13 protein-coding genes and 1 pseudogene are annotated in these 15,971 nt (G+C 72.7%); 11 read left to right on the top strand and 3 right to left on the bottom strand.

Annotation, left to right across the window (positions count from 1 at the left end; genetic code table 11):
- The first annotated feature begins 18 nt into the window (after window positions 1-18).
- From ACYBSK_RS21260 to ACYBSK_RS21245, 4 genes are all read left to right on the top strand, one after another.
- Entirely contained in the window at window positions 19-1,437 is a 1,419-nt protein-coding gene (locus ACYBSK_RS21260; RefSeq protein ID WP_460242888.1) for an NtaA/DmoA family FMN-dependent monooxygenase, read from the top strand.
- Window positions 1,430-2,557, top strand: coding sequence for an MsnO8 family LLM class oxidoreductase (locus ACYBSK_RS21255; RefSeq protein ID WP_460242887.1), 1,128 nt, complete (start codon window positions 1,430-1,432; stop codon window positions 2,555-2,557). The genes ACYBSK_RS21260 and ACYBSK_RS21255 overlap by 8 nt, the downstream gene beginning before the upstream one ends.
- Window positions 2,558-2,617: 60 nt before the next feature.
- Window positions 2,618-2,779 (top strand): hypothetical protein, encoded by a 162-nt coding sequence (locus ACYBSK_RS21250; protein WP_457478766.1) that lies wholly within the window; start codon window positions 2,618-2,620, stop codon window positions 2,777-2,779.
- A 125-nt stretch (window positions 2,780-2,904) separates the two neighbouring features.
- Window positions 2,905-3,621, top strand: a complete 717-nt coding sequence (locus ACYBSK_RS21245) for a glutathione S-transferase C-terminal domain-containing protein (RefSeq protein ID WP_460242886.1) — start codon at window positions 2,905-2,907, stop codon at window positions 3,619-3,621.
- Here the strand turns inward: ACYBSK_RS21245 and mltG are convergent.
- Both mltG and ACYBSK_RS21235 read right to left on the bottom strand, forming a co-directional pair.
- Window positions 3,600-4,406: an endolytic transglycosylase MltG gene (mltG, locus tag ACYBSK_RS21240; protein WP_457478764.1), complete on the bottom strand. Its 807-nt coding sequence runs from the start codon at window positions 4,404-4,406 to the stop codon at window positions 3,600-3,602. The two genes, ACYBSK_RS21245 and mltG, sit on opposite strands and share 22 nt — an antisense overlap.
- 71 nt (window positions 4,407-4,477) lie before the next feature.
- Complete coding sequence (locus ACYBSK_RS21235; RefSeq protein WP_460242885.1) at window positions 4,478-5,689, bottom strand: PucR family transcriptional regulator; 1,212 nt, start codon at window positions 5,687-5,689, stop codon at window positions 4,478-4,480.
- A 124-nt stretch (window positions 5,690-5,813) separates the two neighbouring features.
- Between ACYBSK_RS21235 and ureA the strand changes: the two genes are divergently transcribed.
- From ureA to ACYBSK_RS21215, 4 genes are all read left to right on the top strand, one after another.
- The gene (gene ureA, locus ACYBSK_RS21230) at window positions 5,814-6,425 is read left to right on the top strand and encodes an urease subunit gamma (RefSeq protein WP_460242884.1); all 612 of its coding nucleotides are present in this window, start codon (window positions 5,814-5,816) and stop codon (window positions 6,423-6,425) included.
- Window positions 6,422-8,107: an urease subunit alpha gene (locus ACYBSK_RS21225; protein WP_460242883.1), complete on the top strand. Its 1,686-nt coding sequence runs from the start codon at window positions 6,422-6,424 to the stop codon at window positions 8,105-8,107. Before ureA ends, ACYBSK_RS21225 begins: the two co-directional genes overlap by 4 nt.
- 118 nt (window positions 8,108-8,225) lie before the next feature.
- Window positions 8,226-9,560: an MFS transporter gene (locus ACYBSK_RS21220; RefSeq protein ID WP_460242882.1), complete on the top strand. Its 1,335-nt coding sequence runs from the start codon at window positions 8,226-8,228 to the stop codon at window positions 9,558-9,560.
- On the top strand, window positions 9,557-11,233 hold the full coding sequence (locus tag ACYBSK_RS21215) for a thiamine pyrophosphate-binding protein (RefSeq protein ID WP_460242881.1): 1,677 nt from the start codon (window positions 9,557-9,559) through the stop codon (window positions 11,231-11,233). Before ACYBSK_RS21220 ends, ACYBSK_RS21215 begins: the two co-directional genes overlap by 4 nt.
- 19 nt (window positions 11,234-11,252) lie before the next feature.
- On the opposite strand, the gene ACYBSK_RS21210 is transcribed toward ACYBSK_RS21215, so the two are convergent.
- On the bottom strand, window positions 11,253-11,777 hold the full coding sequence (locus ACYBSK_RS21210; protein ID WP_460242880.1) for a GNAT family N-acetyltransferase: 525 nt from the start codon (window positions 11,775-11,777) through the stop codon (window positions 11,253-11,255).
- A 199-nt stretch (window positions 11,778-11,976) separates the two neighbouring features.
- Here ACYBSK_RS21210 and ACYBSK_RS21205 point away from each other — a divergent pair, with 199 nt between their 5' ends.
- The 3 genes and pseudogenes from ACYBSK_RS21205 to ACYBSK_RS21195 all read left to right on the top strand — a co-directional run bounded on the left by ACYBSK_RS21205 (window position 11,977) and on the right by ACYBSK_RS21195 (window position 15,789).
- Window positions 11,977-12,534, top strand: coding sequence for a TetR/AcrR family transcriptional regulator (locus ACYBSK_RS21205; RefSeq protein WP_457478757.1), 558 nt, complete (start codon window positions 11,977-11,979; stop codon window positions 12,532-12,534).
- Window positions 12,535-12,642: 108 nt separating this feature from the next.
- A pseudogene (locus tag ACYBSK_RS21200) lies at window positions 12,643-14,871 on the top strand (MMPL family transporter); the annotation flags it as partial.
- A gap of 3 nt (window positions 14,872-14,874) precedes the next feature.
- Window positions 14,875-15,789 (top strand): MSCRAMM family protein, encoded by a 915-nt coding sequence (locus ACYBSK_RS21195; RefSeq protein ID WP_460247070.1) that lies wholly within the window; start codon window positions 14,875-14,877, stop codon window positions 15,787-15,789.
- The last annotated feature ends 182 nt before the right edge of the window (window positions 15,790-15,971 follow it).

Here is a 15,971-nt window from a genome sequence, read left to right as displayed (position 1 = left end):
GGGAGAGGAGACACCACCGTGCCCCAGCAGCCAGACAAGACCCCGAACGACACCACGGGCAAGCCACTGAAGCAGATCCACCTCGCCGCCCACTTCCCCGGCGTCAACAACACCACCGTGTGGAGCGACCCGCAGGCCGGCAGCCACATAGAGTTCAGCTCCTTCGCGCACTTCGCGCGCACCGCCGAACGCGCCAAGTTCGACTTCCTGTTCCTCGCCGAAGGACTGCGCCTGCGCGAACAGGGCGGCCACCTCTACGACCTGGACGTCGTCGGCCGCCCCGACACCTTCACCGTCCTCGCCGCGCTCGCCGCCGTCACCGACCGCCTCGGACTGACCGGCACCATCAACTCCACGTTCAACGAGCCCTACGAGGTGGCCCGCCAGTTCGCGAGCCTCGACCACCTCTCCGGCGGCCGCTCCGCCTGGAACGTCGTCACGTCCTGGGACGCCTTCACCGGCGAGAACTTCCGGCGCGGCGGCTTCCTCCCGCAGCGCGAACGCTACTCGCGCGCACGGGAGTTCCTCGCCACCACCAACGAACTCCTCGACTCCTGGCACGGCGACGAGATCCTCGCCGACCAGGAGACCGGCGCCTTCCTGCGCGACGCCAAGGCCGGCTCCTTCGTGCACACCGGCCAACACTTCGACATCCACGGCCAGTTCAACGTCCCCCGCTCCCCGCAGGGCCGCCCCGTCGTCTTCCAGGCCGGCGACTCCGAGGAGGGCCGCGAGTTCGCCGCCGCCGAGGCCGACGCCATCTTCAGCCGGCACGGCACCCTCGACGCGGGCCGCGCCTTCTACGCGGACGTCAAGGCGCGCCTCGCCCCGTACGGCCGCCGCCACGACCAGCTGCTCATCCTGCCCGCCGCCACCTTCGCCCTCGCCGACACCGACGCGGAGGCCGAGGAACTCGCCCGCGAGGTGCGCCGCCGCCAGGTCAGCGGCGCCACCGCCCTCAAGCACCTGGAGTTCGTCTGGAACCGGGACCTGTCCGCCTACGACCCGGACGGGCCGCTGCCCGACATCGACCCGGACGTCGGTGACACCCACATCGCCGAGGGCCGCGCCCAGGTCCGCATGTACCGGGACCCGCTCGCCACCGCCCGCGCATGGCGGGAACTCGCCGCCGCCAACCAGTGGTCCATCCGCGACCTCGTCATCCACACCGGCAACCGGCAGAACTTCGTCGGCTCCCCGGCCACCATCGCCCGGACGATCAACGCGTACGTCCAGGCCGACGCCGCCGACGGCTTCATCCTCGTCCCGCACCTCACCCCCGGCGGCCTCGACGGCTTCGCCGATCGCGTGGTGCCGCTCCTCCAAGAACAGGGCGTCTTCCGTACGGAGTACGAGGGCACCACCCTGCGCGACCACCTCGGCCTCGCCCACCCCGACGACGTCCCCCTGCCGACCCAGGAGCCCACCCATGTCTGACATCCCCCTCGCCGTACTGGACCTCGTCCCGATCCCCAGCGGCGCGACGGCGGCCGACGCGCTGCGCAACTCCATCGACCTCGCCCAGCACGCCGAGCGCCTCGGCTACGCCCGCCACTGGTTCGCCGAACACCACCTCAACCCCGGCGTCGCGGGCACCTCGCCCGCCGTCGTCCTCGCCCTGACCGCGGCCGCCACCGAGACCATCCGGCTCGGCTCCGGCGCCGTCCAGCTCGGGCACCGCACCGCCCTGTCCACGGTGGAGGAGTTCGGGCTGCTCGACGCCCTGCACCCGGGCCGGATCGACCTGGGCCTCGGCCGCTCCGGCGGCCGCCCGCCCGCACAGCCGTCGGCCCCCGTGGCGACGGCGACACCTGTCGTCGACGGCGCGGCCCCCAACGGGCTGGTGATCCCGCCGCGCTTCTCCTTCGAACACCTCCTCGGCTCGCCCCGCGTCGCACTGCAACGCAGGCTGCTTCAGCAGCCCGGCGCGCAGGCGCAGGACTACGCCGAGCAGATCGACGACATCCTCGCCCTGCTCGCCGGTGACTACCGCTCGCCGGAGGGCGTCGAGGCACACGTCGTCCCGGGGGAGGGCGCCGACGTCGAGGTGTGGATCCTCGGCAGCAGCGGCGGCGAGAGCGCCGAGGCCGCGGGCGCGCGCGGGCTGCCGTTCGCCGCGAACTACCACGTCAGCCCCGCCACGGTCCTGGAGGCGGTGGAGGGCTACCGGTCCTTCTTCCGGCCCTCCGACACCCTCGACAAGCCGTACGTCAGCGTCTCCGCCGACGTCGTCGTCGCCGAGGACGACGCCACCGCCCGCGAACTCGCCACCGGCTACGGCCTGTGGGTGCGCAGCATCCGCACCGCCGAGGGCGCCATCGACTTCCCCACGCCGGAGGAGGCACGAAAGCACGCGTGGACCGAGGCCGACCGGGCTCTCGTGCAGGACCGGCTCGACACGCAGTTCGTCGGCTCGCCGACCACGGTGGTCCGCCGCCTCCAGCAGCTCCAGGAGGCCACCGGCGCCGACGAACTGCTCATCACGACCATCACCCACGACCACGCCGACCGGGTCCGCTCCTACGAGCTGCTGGCCGAGGAGTGGAACCGCTCTTGACGCGGCGTCGGCCCGGCCACACACTCCTCTATGGGAATCCTAGTGAAACGGTAGGGAATCATGGGCGGTGTGGCGCGCGACCTCGGCCGAGCGGCCGTCCGTGCCGCCGTCGGGGCACTGCCCCGGCTCACGTCCCGCCGGCACATCGACCTCGCGCGGGTGTGCAGCGCGGCGAGTTCCCCGCGCACGCCACGCGTCGGCCGGCTCGCCGCGCCCGCCTGACACCCCCGCGCCCCCACCCCGTCCCGGCCGTGCCGAAGCCGCCGCGTGCCGTCGTCCCCGTATGCCTGAACGTGTGTCCGTACGCATGCCCCCATGCCCGTGATCGAGCACCCCCAGGGAGACGCATGTCCGCCACCGCCCCCTCCGCCGCGCCGTCGTCCATCCGGAGCCGGATCGGCTGCGACGCGCGCAGCGGCTACTACGCCGCGCCGCACCGCTACCGCCTCCACCTGTCACCCGCCTGTCCGTGCTGCCTCCAGATCGCCGTCACCCACAGCCTGCTCGGTCTCGACGACACCCTCCCGGTCACCCTGCTGCCCGCCGCCCCCGACGCACCCGGCGGCGGGCACCGGTCGCTGGTACCGCTGTACGAGGCCACCTCCCACCAGCACCCCGGCCCGGCCCTCGCGCCGGTGCTCAGCGACGACTGGTCCGGGCGGATCGTCAGCACCCACGCCGGTGACATCCTGCGCGACCTGGCACGCCATTTCGGCGGCGAGGGCGGCACCGCACTCCTCCCGCGCGGCGGGGAGGCGGAGGTCGAGGCGGTGGGCCGGCTGTGCGAGCGGGGCATCACCGGGCCCGCTCGGCGGGGCGACGACACCGGCACCGCCACCGTGTCGCGCGCCCTGGGCGTCCTCGAACGGCGCCTCGCGGGCCGCGAGTACATCCTGTTCGACCGGCTCACCCTCGCCGACGTGCGGCTGTGGTCGGCGCTGGTCCGCCCCGACGTCGCGCACCGGACGACGGTCCACCCGCGCCTGTCCGCCTACGTACGCCGGCTGTCCGAGCACCCCGCCTTCGCGCCGCACCTCGCGCGCTACTCCTTGGCGCTCGCCTGACGCGAGTTGAACTCCTCGACGTTCTTCTTCTGTTCCTCGTAGTCGTCCGTGAACCGGGTGTCGCCCGGCGCGACCGTCACGAAGTACAGCCAGTCGCCCTCGGGCGGATCGATGGCCGCGTCGAGGGCGTCCTGCCCCGGATTGCCGATGGGCGTCGGCGGCAGCCCCTTGTGCCGGTACGTGTTGTACGGGCTGTCGGTTCTCGTGTCGTCGTGGGTGGTGTCGAGGGTCGAGCGGTCCAGGGCGTAGTTGATGGTGGAGTCCATCTGGAGCGGCATGCCGCGGTCGAGCCGGTTGTAGACGACGCGGGCCACCTTGCCCATGTCGTCGTGGGTGTCGGCCTCCGCCTGCACGATGCTGGCGATGATCACCGTCTCGTAGACCGTGACGGCGTTGGCGTCCGCGCCCCGCGTGACCCGGTCCGCCTTCAGCCGCTGGTCGGCGGTGTTGGTCATGTACGACAGCAGGGACGCGGAGGTGGTGTCCTTGTCGACCGGATAGGTGGCCGGGAAGAGGTACCCCTCCGGGTTGCCACCCGCGTCGCGCGGCAGATTGAGGTCCGCCTTCGCGACGGCCTTCTGCGTGGTCCCGCCGTCGACGTCGAGCGCCTTGTCCACGGCCTCGTACACCTGACTCGCACGATAGCCCTCCGGGATCACGACCTTCTCGGCCCGCGAGGGACCCTCCTGACGGAGCATCACGACCAGCCCCACCACCACGAGAGCGGCAACCACCACCCCCACGACGCCGACCACGACCCACGTGCGCTTCTTGTCACCAACCACACGCAAACGCTAACCAATACGGACGCCGACGACGATTCGGCCCCTCAAGCCCCGCCGGCGGCCCGCCCACCTCACCGCACACGCAACGCCACCGCCAACAACGCCGCGTCGTCCGGCCTCCGCACATCCCGCCCCGTCAGCTCGTGGAACCGGTTGAACCGGTACTGCACGGTGTTCCGATGGCAGTACAACGCCTCGGCCGTGTCCGCGATCGACCCCGACCCCGCCAAATGGGTCCGCACGGTCTCCAGCAACCGCTCCGCCTCCGCCGCCGGGACCCCCGGCCCCCACAACGCCCCCAGCACATCCGCCGCCAGCTCACGCCCGAAGTCCCCGGCCCGGTGCGCGAGCACGTCCAGCCAGCTGTCCTCCAGCAGCCGCGGCGCGCACGCCTGCGCGGGCAGCACCTGCGCCGTCGCGATCGCCAGCTTCGTGGCGCGCGGCACCGCGGCGAGCCCGGCGGCCGGCGTGGCTATCCCGCAGGGCGACCCCTGGAGCAGCTCCAGTACGTGCGACCGCGTGGTGCGCCCGCTGAGCCGTACGACGAGCACCGCGTCGCCGCCCACCATCTGCTGCTGCACCGCCGCCCCCGCGGCCCGCAGCGCGGCGGCCGCCCGCCGCAGCCCCGGCCCGTCCGCCGCCGACGACGCCGCGCACAGGAACCGCCCGTCGTCGGCGAACCCGAGCGCGAGCCCCGCGTCGCGCACCACGGTCGGATTGCGCCCCTCGCTCTCCAGCAGCCGCGCGAACCACATCCGCCGCTCGTCCTCCTCGCGGCGCCCCATCTCCAGGACCGTGCGCTGGTACGCGGTCATGATCCCAGTGACGTGCCGCTCCACGGCCTCCCACACGTGGTACGCCGAGCCCGCCAGGTCGGCCATGTCCTCCGGCTCGGCCCGGTTCACGAGCGCCTGCCACACCACCCGGAAGTCCAGGCGCGCCGCCTCCAGGAGCGCGTCCAGCGGCACCCCCTGCCGGGCCCGCTCCTCGCCCACCCGCTGCGACACCCCCGCGACCTGCGGCGGCACCGGCAGATGCGCGACCGTGCGCAGCAGCAGCTCGAAGGCCTGCCAGGCCGAGTCACGGAACTGCGCGTCCGGCACCTGCGTCGCGTACGAGGTGCGCACCGGTTCGACCATCTCCAGCCAGTCGCCGATCAGGTCGTCGACCGTGTCGAGGCACTGCCCGGCGAGCTCCGCGATCCGCGGCGACGCCGGCGGGAGCGGCTGGAGCGGCGTCCGGGGCTGCGGCAGACCGGCGCCCCGGTCCTGGGAATTGTGCATGTGACCAATTCTCCGTGGCGCGGCGGCGATGTTTCAACGTTGGTTTCGTGCGCGCTGCCAAGGATCCTGGTGCGATCCCTGGACGCAGTGTCCGGGGCCCGCCGACCAGGAGGGCCGTTCGACCGTGCACCTGACCCCTCGCGAACAGGAACGGCTCCAGCTGTTCACCGTCGCCGAACTCGCCCGCAGACGCCGTGCCCGCGGCCGCCGCCTCAACGCCCCCGAGGCGATCGCCCTGATCTGCGACGAGATCCTGGAGGCCGCCTGGGACGGTCTGGGCCTCGACGAGGTGATCGAGGTGGCGGAGCGGGTGCTCACCGTGGACGACGTGCTGGACGGTGTCGCCGACATGGTGACGACCGTGCAGGTGGAGGCGCTGTTCCCGAGCGGTACGTCGCTGGTCGCGGTGGACCGGCCGATCGGTCCCGCCAGTGCCGAGGGGCCGGGAGCCGTCCGCACCGCCGACGCGCCACCCGTCGAGATCAACGTGGGCCGCCCGCGCTCCGCCCTCACCATCCACAACACCGGCGACCGCGTCGTCTACCTCTCCTCGCACTACCCGCTGCACGAGGCGAACCAGGCGCTCGAACTCGACCGGGAGACGGCGCGCGGCCTGCGCCTCGACATCCCCGCGGGCACCGCCCTCGCCTTCGAACCCGGTGAACGGCGCGAGGTCGTCGTCATCCCCGCCAGCCACCGAGACCGTACGCCCCGTTCGCCCGAGGAGCGCGCATGACCAGCGTCGACCGCCGCACGTACCACGCCCTGTACGGGCCCACGACCGGCGACCGGATCCGGCTCGGCGACACCTGCCTGTGGGTGGAGGTCGAGGCCGACGACGGCACCCCGGGCGACGAACTCCTCGGCGGCTGCGGCAAGACGGTCCGCGACGGGCTCCTCGCCTCACCGCGCTCCGACCGGGAGTCGGCGCTCGACATGGTGGTCGCCGGGGTCGTCCTCATGGACCCGGTGCTCGGCGTGCGCAAGACCGACATCGGCATCAAGGACGGCCGGATCGTCTCCGTCGGCGGCGTCGGCAACCCGGACGTGATGGACGTCGAGTACGCCATCGACTCGCACACCTCCGTGGTGCCGGGGGAGGGGCTCATCGCCACGCCCGGCGTCGTCGACAGCCACGTCCACCTGTCCTCGCCGGAGGTCGCGCCCGCCGCGCTGTCCGCCGGAGTCACCACGCTCGTCGGCATGGGCCTCGGCGGCGTGTGGGAGATCGGCTGCAACCCGACGCACAACCTGCACACGCTGATGAGCGCCTGGCAGGGCACCCCCCTCAACATCGCCTTTCTGGCCCGCGGTTCGTCCAGTTCACGGGCCCTGCTCGACGAGATCACCCTCGCCGGAGCCGGCGGCTTCAAGATCCACGAGGACTTCGGGGCGACGCCGCGCATCATCGACACCTGCCTCGACACCGCGGAACAGGCCGACCTGCCGGTCGCGCTGCACACCGACTCCATGAACGAGTCCGGATATCTGAGGGACACCCTCGGCGCCACCCGCGGCCGCACCGTGCACGCCTACCACGTGGAGGGCGGCGGCGGTCACCCCGACCTCCTGGAGATCCTCTCCGAGCCGAACATCCTGCCCTCGTCGACGACGCCCACCGTCCCGTACACCCCGAACACGGTCGGCGAGCTGTTCCCGATGACGATGACCGTGCACCGGCAGAACCACGCCTCCGCGAGCGACGTCGCGATCTCGAAGGGGCGGATCCGTGAGCACGCCATCGCCGCCGAGAACGCCCTGCACGACCTCGGCGCGATCTCCATCGTCAACTCCGACTCCATGGGCATGGGCCGGATCGCGGAGACCGTCCGCAGGACCTGGCAGCTCGCCCATGTGCAGGCGCTCGCGAACGGCGGCGGGGGAGTGGAACGCCCCGACAACGCGCGGGTGCTGCGCTACCTCGCGAAGATCACCCTCAACCCGGCGCTCGCGCACGGGCTCGCCCACGAGGTCGGCACCGTGCAGGCCGGGCGGATGGCCGACCTGGTGCTGTGGGACCCCAAGTGGTTCGGCGCCAAGCCCGAGCTGGTCATCAAGTCCGGCTTCGTCGCCTGGGGCAACACGGGCTCCGGCTCCGGTTCGACGCGGCTCACCCAACCCCGCGTCTACAAGCCGTACTTCGGTGCGCTGGGCGCCGCCCCCGCCCGGCTCGCCAAGGTCTTCGTCGCCGAGGCCGCGCTCACCGACCGGGCCGCGCGGGCGGCCCTGCCGAGCGGACTCACGTACGCGCCGATCCGCGACAGCCGCGGGCTGACCCGCGCCGACATGCTGCACAACACGGCGACGCCCCGCGTGGTGGTGCCGCGCGAGCCCGCCCCCGTCCTCGTCGACGGCGTCGAGACGGGCACGCCGGCCGCGAGGGAGGTGCCGCTCGCGCAACTGCACCACTTCGCCTGATCCCCGAGGGGTACGGGGCCGGGCGGTCCACGCTCGCCCCCGTACCCGCACCCGCACCCGCACGCTCCGGTCCCCCTTCCGCTCCGGCCGTCCAGGCCGCCCCTCCCCAGGAGACCCCGTGAGCACGACATCCCAGCCGCACCTCAAGGACGTCAGAAGGCTGTTGTTCGCCGCGTTCAGCGGCACCGCCCTGGAGTGGTACGACTACTTCCTCTACGGCACCGCCGCCGCGCTCGTCTTCAACAAGCTGTTCTTCACCGACCTGAACGCGACCGCGGGCACCCTCGCCTCCTTCGGCACGTTCGCCGTCGGCTTCGTGGCCCGCCCCATCGGCGCCGCGCTCTTCGGCCACATCGGCGACCGCTACGGACGCAAGGTCTCGCTCATCATCACCGTCGTCATGATGGGCGCCACCACCGGCTGCATCGGCCTGCTGCCCGGTTACGACGCCATCGGCATCTGGGCGCCCGCTCTGCTCACCGCGCTGCGCTTCCTCCAGGGCATCTCCGTGGGCGGCGAGTGGTCGGGCGCGATGCTGCTCACCCTGGAACACACGCCGAAGGAGAAGCACGGCAGCTACTCGTCCGTGCCTCAACTCGGCTCCCCGGTCGGCACGTTGATGTCCAGCGGCGCCTTCGCGCTCGTCGGGATGCTGCCCGACGACGCCTTCTACTCCTGGGGCTGGCGGCTGCCGTTCCTCGCCGCGTTCCCGCTGCTCGGCTTCGCGCTCTACTTCCGCGTACGCATCGAGGAGTCCCCGGTCTTCCGTGCCATGCAGGAGGACGCCGAGCGCGACGGACCGCCGCCCGCGCCGCTCGTCGAGGCGTTCCGGCGTACCTGGGGCCGCATGATCGTCGGTGTCGGTGCCGCGCTCCTCGGCGTCGGCGGCTTCTTCCTGATGACCACCTTCGTCATCAGCTACGGCACCGGCGAACTCGGCATCGACAAACAGACGATGCTCAACGCCACCGTGGTCGGCGCCGTCGTCGAGGTCGTCGTCATCGTCCTCGGCGGGCGCCTCGCCGACCGCATCGGCGCGTGGAAGGTGTGCGCCATCGGCGCCGCCGTCACCATGCTGGCCGCGTTCCCCGCCTTCTGGCTCGTCGACACCCGGCAGACCCCGCTGGTGTACCTCGGCGTCGCGCTCGGCATCGGCGCGCTCTCCATCCCGTACGGCCCGATCGGCGCGGTCGTCGCCTCCCTCTTCCCCGACGAGTTCCGCTACAGCGCCGTCGCCATGTCCTACAACCTCGCCGGTGTCGTCGGCGGCTTCATCCCGCTGATCGCGGCGTCGGTCACCGGCGCCGCGGGCGGCGCCTCGTGGGGAGCCGCGCTGCTCCTCGTCGGCGTGGCCGCCTGCACGGTCGCCGGCTCCGTCGCGGCCGGTACCGTGCTGCGCCGTCACGGTTCCCTGCCCACCAGCGCCACCCTGAACGCAAAGGTTCCCGCATGACCGAGCAGCACCCCGCCCGCACCGGCGGCCAGGTCCTCGTCGACCAGCTCCGGGCCCACGGCATCGACACCGTCTACGGCGTGCCCGGCGAGAGCTACCTCGCCGTCCTCGACGCCCTGTACGACTCACCGGTCCGCATGGTGGTGTGCCGCCACGAGGGCGGCGCCGGATACATGGCGGAGGCGTACGGAAAGCTCACCGGACGCCCCGGCGTGTGCCTCACGACGCGCGGGCCCGGCGCCACCAACGCGCTGGTCGCCCTGGGCACCGCCCACCAGGACGCCACCCCGCTGGTCCTCTTCGTCGGCCTCGTCCCGCGCGACCACACCGACCGGCACGCCTTCCAGGAGCTGGACCTCAAGGGCACGTTCGGCACCCACGCCAAGCTCGTCGAGACCGTCCAGGACGCGGCCCGCATCCCCGAGTACGTGGCCCGTGCCTTCGCCGTCGCGAGCAGCGGGCGCCCGGGACCGGTGGTCGTCGGACTCCCCGAGGACATGCTCACGGACGTCGTCGAGGTCGTGGACGCGACGCCGCTGCCGGTCCCCGCGGGCGGCGTCAGCGCCGAGGAACTCGCCGCGCTGGAAGCCATGTTGCACACCGCAGAGCGCCCGCTGCTCCTCCTCGGCGGCAGCCGCTGGACGGACCGGGCGCGCGCGGACGTACGGGCCTGGGCGGAGTCCTGGTCACTGCCCGTGGCGGTCGACTTCCGCTGCCAGGACCTGCTGGACAACGAGGCCGAGGTCTACGTCGGCAACCTCGGCTACGGGCGCGCCACGTCGCTCGCCGCTCGGGTGCGGGAGGCGGACCTGCTGATCAGCGTCGGCGGGGCGCCGGGCGACGTGGCGAGCGACGGATACCGGCTGCTGCCGACCGTCGGAAGCGACGGGGCGGGCCCGCGCGTGGTCCAGGTGCTCCCCGAGGCCCAGCCGCCGGGCGTGGTGCACCGGGCCGAACTCACCCTGGTCGCCGCCCCCGAGGCCTTCGGCGCGGCGATAGGCGCCCTGCGGCCCGCCGGGCCGGTGCCGTGGACGGAGCGCACCAAGGGGGACCGGGCGGCCTACCTCGCCTGGCACACCCCGGAACCGGAGGACGACGCGCTCGACCTCGGAGCGGTCTTCACCACGCTCGACGCACGGCTGCCCGCCGACGCCATCGTCACCTTCGGCGCGGGCAACCACGCCATCTGGGCGCAGCGCTTCCTCACGTACCGCGAGGGCATGCGCCAACTCGGCCCGCGCAACGGGTCGATGGGCTACGGCGTGCCCGCCGCGGTGTCCGCCGCCCTCCTGCACCCGGACCGGCGCGTGGTCTCCGTCGCGGGCGACGGCTGCTTCCTGATGAACGGTCAGGAACTGGCGACCGCCGTGGCCGAGGGCGCGACCCCGCTGATCCTCGTCCTCGACAACGCCCAGTACGGCACGATCCGCGTGCACCAGGAGCGCGAGTATCCCGGCCGGGTCAGTGGCACGGCCCTCGGCAACCCCGACTTCGCCCTGTACGCCCAGGCGTTCGGTGCCCACGGCGAAACCGTCACCACCACCGAGGAGTTCGCCCCGGCGCTGGACCGTGCCCTGGCCAGTGGCCGCGCCGCGATCATCCGACTCAAGGTGACCGAGGGGCGGCTGGCTCCCGGCGTGACCGTCTCCTCGCTGCGCGGCGACCGCGTCTGACGGCGCCCCGCCGGGCGGCTCACAGGCGTTTGCGGTACCAACGCTCCGCGTACGCCGCCCGGTTGTGGGGCGCGGCGCGCGCGTAGCCGCTGCGCTCGTACAGCGACCACGCCTCCGTGAGGTCGCCGCGGGTGTCCAGCAGCACGACGGCGGCGCCGAGCTCGCGCGCCGCGTCCTCGGCGGCGGCCAGGAGGGCCGGGCCGCCGCCGGTGCCGCGTACGTCCTTGCGCACGAAGACACGGGTGAGCTCGGCGGCCGGGCCGTCGGCGTCGGCGTGGCCTTCGAGGAGCCGCACCCCGGCGGTGCCGGCGGGCTCACCCGCGTACCGGCCGAGCAGGAACACCCCGAGCGGCGGGGTCAAGGTGGCGCGGTCGTCCGCCGCGCCGACCTCGCGCTCCAGTTCCTCGGCCGGGGTGTCACGTCCCTCGTGCAGCTGGAACCAGCGGTCGCTCACCTCGGTGTAGTACGCGCGCCACAGGGCGAGCGCGGCGGGGGAGTCGGCGGGCTCGGGCGAGACGGTCCAGGCACGGGTCATGCCGGTCATTGTCGGACAGCGTCCACCGGTACCCTGATCCGCCCTCCCCATGGCGTGACTCGGGCCACGTACGAAACGGTTTCGTTTCATCCGGGCGAGGGGATAGTCTGCCGCCGTACGAAACCGTTTCGTTCGGCAAAGAAGCCGGGCGCGCGAGATGTGGACGTGATGCCGCTTGTCCGAGGCCGGCGCCGGACGGCGCAGACGCATGACAGCGGAGCGCGAGGCCGAGCTGTACGAGGCCGTGCTCGCGTTGCTGCGTGAAGTCGGCTACGACGCGCTGACCATGGACGCCGTGGCGGCACGCACCCGTTCCAGCAAGGCGACGCTCTACCGCCAGTGGGGCGGGAAGGCCGCGCTCGTCGTCAAGGCGATGCGGCACCACAAGCCCGTGGACATCGCCGAGATCGACACCGGCACTCTGCGCGGCGACCTCCACACGCTGGCCCGTCGCCACGACGACGGCGCCGTGGAGGACTCGACCGCGCTGATGCGGGGACTCGCGAGGGCGATGCACAGCGATCCCCATCTGCTGCACGCGTTCCGCGAGTTGCTGATCGACCCCGAACTGGAGGAACTCGACCATGTCCTTCAGCGCGCCGTCGCCCGCGGCGAGATCCGCCGGGACAACCCGGCGATGGACTACACGCTGCACCTCATGGTCGCGGCGATGGCGACCCGCGACATGATCGACGAACAGCCCCCCACCCAGGAGTACCTCATCTCATACATCGACGCAGTGGTTCTCCCCGCCCTCTGCGCCTGATCCCCCCACCACCGACAACCCCCACGCACCTGACGCCTCCGCTCACCGTCGTCGGGCCGAAGTCCCCTGCCCAGCACCACCTCACGACCTGACCGGGAGTACGCCCTCGTGGCTCGATTCCTCTACACCATGGGCCGATTCGCCTTCCGGCGACGGTACGTCGTCGCCCTGTTCTGGGTGGCGGTCCTCGCCGCCGTCGGAGTCGGCGCCTCGCAGGCGCCCACGGCCGCATCCTCCTCCTTCTCGATTCCTGGCACCGAAGCCCAGAAGGCCTTCGACCTGCTGGAACAGCGGTTCCCCGGCGCCAGCGCCGACGGCGCCACCGCCCGCGTCGTGTTCAAGGCACCGGACGGCGAGAAGATCACCTCCGCCGCCCACCGCGACGCCGTGCGCGACACCGTCAAGGAACTCGGCGGCGGCTCCGAAGTGCAGAGCGCCACCGACCCCTATCGGACCAAGTCCGTCAGCCGCGACGGCACCATCGCCTACACGCAGGTGTCGTACAAGGTCTCCGGCATGGAGCTGGAGGAGTCCTCGCGCGACGCGCTGGAGGACGCCGCACAGGAGGCCCGCGACACCGGCCTGACCGTCGAGGTCGGCGGTGACGCGCTCCAGACCGTGCCCGAGACCGGCTCGACCGAGGTCATCGGTGTCGTGGTCGCCGCCGTCGTCCTCGTCATCACCCTCGGCTCGCTGATCGCGGCCGGACTCCCGCTGGTGTCCGCCCTGTTCGGCGTCGGCATCGGCGTCTCCGCCATCACCGTGCTCGCCAAGCCCCTCGACCTGGACTCCACCACGTCGACCCTCGCCATGATGATCGGCCTCGCCGTCGGCATCGACTACGCGCTGTTCATCGTGTCCCGGTACCGGGCCGAACTCGCCGAGGGCCGCGAACGCGAGGAGGCCGCCGGGCGCGCCGCGGGCACCGCCGGTTCGGCCGTCGTCTTCGCCGGGCTCACCGTCGTCATCGCCCTCGTCGGCCTCGCCGTCGTGAACATCCCGATGCTGACGAAGATGGGCTTCGCCGCCGCCGGCACCGTCGTCGTCGCCGTCCTCGTCGCGCTCACCCTCATCCCCGCGCTGCTCGGCATCGCCCGGCGCCGGGTGCGCCCCGCCGGAGCCAAGAGCGCCCGCAAGGAGCGCAAGGCCGAGAGCGCGGGGCGGGAAGCGGGCCACGCGCACGGCGAGCACGCCGAACCCAAGCCCGCCCTCGGCACCCGCTGGGCGCGCCTCGTCGTGAAGCACCCGGTCGCCGTGCTGCTGGTCGGCGTCGTCGCCCTGGGCGCGGCCGCCGTGCCCGCCATGGACCTCGAACTCGGCCTGCCCGACGACGGTTCGCAGCCCACCGACACCACCCAGCGCAAGGCCTACGACCTGCTGTCGGACGGCTTCGGGCCCGGTTTCAACGGGCCGCTGATGGTCGTCGTCGACGCCAAGGACAGTCAGGCGCCGAAGTCGGCCGTCGGCGAGGTCACCAAGACCGTCAAGGGACTCGACGACGTCGCCGTGGTGACCCCGGCCAGCTTCAACAAGTCCGGCGACACCGCCATGCTCAGCGTCGTCCCGAAGTCGAAGCCGACCTCGACGGACACCGAGGACCTGGTGCAGAACATCCGCGACGCGGGGGACGGCATCAAGGCCGACACCGGCGCCGAACTGATGGTCACCGGCACCACCGCCATGAACATCGACGTCTCGGAGAAGCTCAACGACGCGCTCCTGCCGTACCTCGCGCTCGTCGTCGGCCTCGCCTTCCTGCTCCTGATCGTCGTCTTCCGCTCGATCCTGGTGCCGCTGAAGGCCGCGCTCGGCTTCCTGCTGTCCGTCCTCGCCGCGCTCGGCGCCGTCGTCGCCGTCTTCCAGTGGGGCTGGCTCGCCGACCTCATGGGCGTCGAGGAGACCGGGCCCGTGATGTCGATGATGCCGATCTTCATGGTGGGTGTCGTCTTCGGTCTCGCCATGGACTACGAGGTCTTCCTCGTGACGCGGATGCGCGAGGCCTACGTCCACGGGGAGACGGCCAAGGAGGCGATCGTCACCGGGTTCCGGTACAGCGCCCGCGTGGTCACGGCGGCTGCGGTCATCATGATGGCCGTGTTCGCGGGCTTCATCGGCTCCACCGAATCCATGATCAAGATGATCGGCTTCGGACTCGCCGTCGCCGTCTTCTTCGACGCGTTCGTCGTCCGTATGGCGATCGTGCCCGCGGTGCTCGCGCTCATCGGGCGCGGCGCCTGGTGGCTGCCGAAGTGGCTCGACCGCGCGCTGCCGAACGTCGACGTCGAGGGCGAGGGCCTGCGCGACCTGGACGCGACCGGCGCGGCGCGGCCCGCCGACGCGGTGCCGGGCGGCGCCGTCCCGCACCCCGCCGAGCCGGAGCGCGAACTCGTCACGGCCTCGGTCGGAGCCGGGGGCGCCGCGCAGCCGCACCAGCACCTCGCGACCGCGTCCGCCGCGGAGACCGGCGGAGCGGCCCGGTCGTTCACCCCGACCGGCGACGGCGTCCTCGGCACCGTCCGCACGGGCGGCGGCGACGCCGTGGCCCGCGCCGCGATCACTCTGATCTCGACCGGCGGCCGGCAGATCAGCCGCAGCGTCACCGACGCGGGCGGCGCCTACAGCCTCGACGTGCCCGGCGCGGGAACCTACGTGCTGATCGTCGCGGCCGACGGCCACCAGCCGCAGGCCTCCACGGTCACCGTCGACGGCGAACTGCTGTCGCACGACATCCTGCTGACCGGAACCGGCGGCCTCGCCGGTCTGGTGCGCGAGCCCGGCGGCCGGCCGGTGCCCGAGGCGATGGTCGTGGTCACCGACGTCCGCGGCGAGGTCGTGGCCACCGCCCGCACCGGCCTGCGCGGCGACTTCGCCTGCGGCGGACTGGTCAACGGGCTCTTCACCCTCGCCGTCAACGCGCCCGGCTTCCGGCCCACGGCGCAGCAGGTCGAGACGGGCGCGCAGGGCGTCACCCGGGTCGAGATCGTGCTCGCGGCGGGGCAGCGCCTCCAGGGCGTGGTGCGCGCGGGCGCGGACGACGGCCCGCTGGCCGACGCCCGGGTCACGCTGGTCGACGCGGCGGGCAACGTCATCGCCACCTCGACGACCGGCCCGGACGGCGTCTACGCCTTCACCGACCTCGACGCGGGCGACTACTCGGTCATCGCGACGGGGTACCCGCCGGCGGCGCGGACCCTGCGCGTCGGTGACGCCGAGCCGGACGACCTCGACATCCGGCTGCGGCACCCGGAGGAGTGACCGACCGCGTCACGCAGTCGTAGGGGCGGCGCCCGCCGGGACCGGTGGGCGCCGCCCCTACTGACGCGCGGTACAGGAGTACCGGCCCGCCCGCTGCCCGGATGTGAAAGCGTGGCGATGATCCTTTTCCCGATCTCCCCGCGTTCCTGACCTCCCCGCATTCCCGATCTCCCCGCACGAGA

The sequence above is a fragment of the Streptomyces sp. BYX5S genome, from assembly GCF_054724165.1.
Note: the sequence above shows the minus strand (reverse complement) of the source record. Positions and strands in the feature narration are given on the sequence as shown.